The following is a 2500-nucleotide window of genomic DNA, read 5'->3' as shown; positions in this document are numbered from 1 at the left end:
TTATCGTCCCCGGTGAAAGAATTTTACAATCCTAAGACCTTCATCATTCACGCGGCATGGCTGCGTCAGGCTTTCGCCCATTGCGCAAGATTCCCCACTGCTGCCTCCCGTAGGAGTTTGGGCCGTGTCTCAGTCCCAATGTGGCTGATCATCCTCTCAGACCAGCTAAGGATCGTAGCCTTGGTGGGCCTTTACCCCACCAACTAGCTAATCCTACGCGGGCCGCTCTAATGGCGATAAATCTTTCCCTCGAAAGGCTTATCCGGTATTAGCTCAAGTTTCCCTGAGTTGTTCCGAACCAAAAGGCACGTTCCCACGTGTTACTCACCCGTCCGCCACTAATCCCGAAGGATCCGTTCGACTTGCATGTGTTAGGCCTGCCGCCAGCGTTCGCTCTGAGCCAGGATCAAACTCTCAGGTTGAGTTGACCGCTAACACAGACTTCAGTTCCAAGGGGAAAACCGAGGAACCGGTTCTGGTTTGCATAGTATCTTGACGAGTTCCCAATCACATCGATGGATCAAAGCCGAAGCTTTGGTCCATGATATTCATGGTGTCTTCAAGAGACCGCAATTGTCAGCGCATCGAGATGACCCGTGAGGTCATCGCCAGAGCGCCGCCGCCTGCGTTTCTCTTTCCAAATCAAAATTCCGTGTCAAACCGTTTTTTGCAAAACCGTCCGAACCAACCCACCAAATCCGCCCCAAAGCAAACCCAGTAGACCGAAGCGACCTTCTAGTGAAAGCCGTCAATCAAGTCAAGCAAGAATTCCAAAGAAACCCTCGAAGAACTTGAGAAGACTTGAAGTGAATTCTTGCGAACTCTCTACCAAACCTTCCGGAGCCGCGCTTTCTATTAAAAGCCAAACCCCGTGTCAACCTCGAATTCCGCTGAATTTCAGCAAACCTTCGAAGCCAAATACTTCACCGAACCTTGGAATTCTTATCGAACTCTTTGCTTCAGTGAGGAGCGGTGCTTCTAGTGAGGCATCACTCCAGAGTCAACCGCCTCATTCTTCCGTCCTTTCGGAGGGCCAGAGCCGCAGCGAAGAGACAAAAAGGGATCCTTGGGCCGCCGAGGCTGCCCGCCTGGATCCGTTACCGAGTCGATTGGAGCGCGGAAACTAACGAAACCGGCCGAAGAAAGCAAGAGCCTTGCGGTTCCTGCTCCGTGGTCGCGATCGCGTTTCCGAGCGAGGGGCGGATATAGGCGTGTGACGACGCGGTGACAACCCCTCTCCGGTTGAATCCCGATCTGGCGGCTTGGGCTTTGGCGGCTTGGGCTTTGGCGGCTTGGGCTTTGGCGGCTTGGGCTTTGGCGGCTTGGGCTTTGGCGGCTTGGGCTTTGGCGGCTTGGGCTTTGGCGGCTTGGGCTTTGGCGGCTTGGGCTTTGGCGGGGCCGGCGTCGCGCCCTTCGGTCGCTGTCGCCGGCCTCGTGCACGACCTGGCCGCCAAGCGCCGAGCAAGGCGCGCGCGAGTATCGCCGAGAATCGGGCGCCTCCCCTCCCCGCCGCTTATCCGGACATCGGCTGAACGATGCCGCCACTCGATTCGGCCTGCGCGCGGGAGATCGGCGCGCGCCCTGCAGGAAGACGGAAGCCGATCGACCTGCCGATCTTACGCGACAGGCGCCGGAAGGGGCGGTCGACGGCTGGAGAATCGCCGGCCGATTTCCGCGAAGGCCCACGTGCCGAGACGGGATCATCGTCGCGAGGGGGAAGCTCGGGCGGCGCGGGGTGCACGCCTTGATCCAGGTCGGCGTCGAGCCGCCGCGACCGCCAGGCAGGCGTCCGATGGCCGCCGCCTCGCTTCAGCGGGGAGAATCGATACGATTCGCCGCGCGATGGGCGCGATCCGGGAGGTCTGCGGTGCATGGGATTCTACTGGAAGGCGCCGCTGTCGATGGATCTTCGGATCGCAGCGCCTTGAGCTGGACCCGATTCTCGTTGAATTCGACCTCGCCATGAGCGGGCGAGGGCCGGTTTCACGACGTCGACCTGGCAAAATGCGATCCAGAGTCCTGGCGTGAGCGCGGATCTGGCCCGCGGAGCAGCGACACCGGCGGCAGACGAGGGCGATTCCCGGCCTTGGCGGCCGTCTAGTCGCCGAATGCAGGCGTCCGGCGCCGTGAGACGGCGTCGTGAGCCGCCTTCGCAAGGGCCTTACAGGGCCCAGGCGATGCGATTCCCGGTGTTGCGGAGAAGTGGAGTCGCGACGCACCAGTTCGAGGGCGCGTCCGGGATCTTCCCGAAGGGCCTTGAGGTCTTGCGAGGACCTGGCGATAGACCGGACACGCCTGCGCGGAGGTAGGCCCAAACGAAAATGGCCTCCCGAAGGAGGCCATTCTTGATCTTGGGTGCGGGGACAGGATTTGAACCTGTGACCTTCAGGTTATGAGCCTGACGAGCTACCGGGCTGCTCCACCCCGCGGCGAAGGAGGTAGTTTGTGTATCGTGGGTAGGGTTGGACTTTGGAGCGTGAGCTCTACAAGAAGCATCCTT

General features: G+C 60.0%; 1 tRNA gene and 1 rRNA gene (1 of these 2 cut by a window edge). Both read right to left on the bottom strand.

From position 1 onward, the window contains the following. A 16S ribosomal RNA gene (locus AC1DMQ_RS25660) occupies positions 1 to 422 on the bottom strand (it extends 1064 nt beyond the left edge of the window). A gap of 1930 nt (positions 423 to 2352) precedes the next feature. Continuing rightward, positions 2353 to 2429 (bottom strand) — tRNA-Met (locus AC1DMQ_RS25655). Positions 2430 to 2500: the final 71 nt, after the last annotated feature.

The organism is Caulobacter sp. 05L422 (assembly GCF_056397765.1).
Note: the sequence above shows the minus strand (reverse complement) of the source record. Positions and strands in the feature narration are given on the sequence as shown.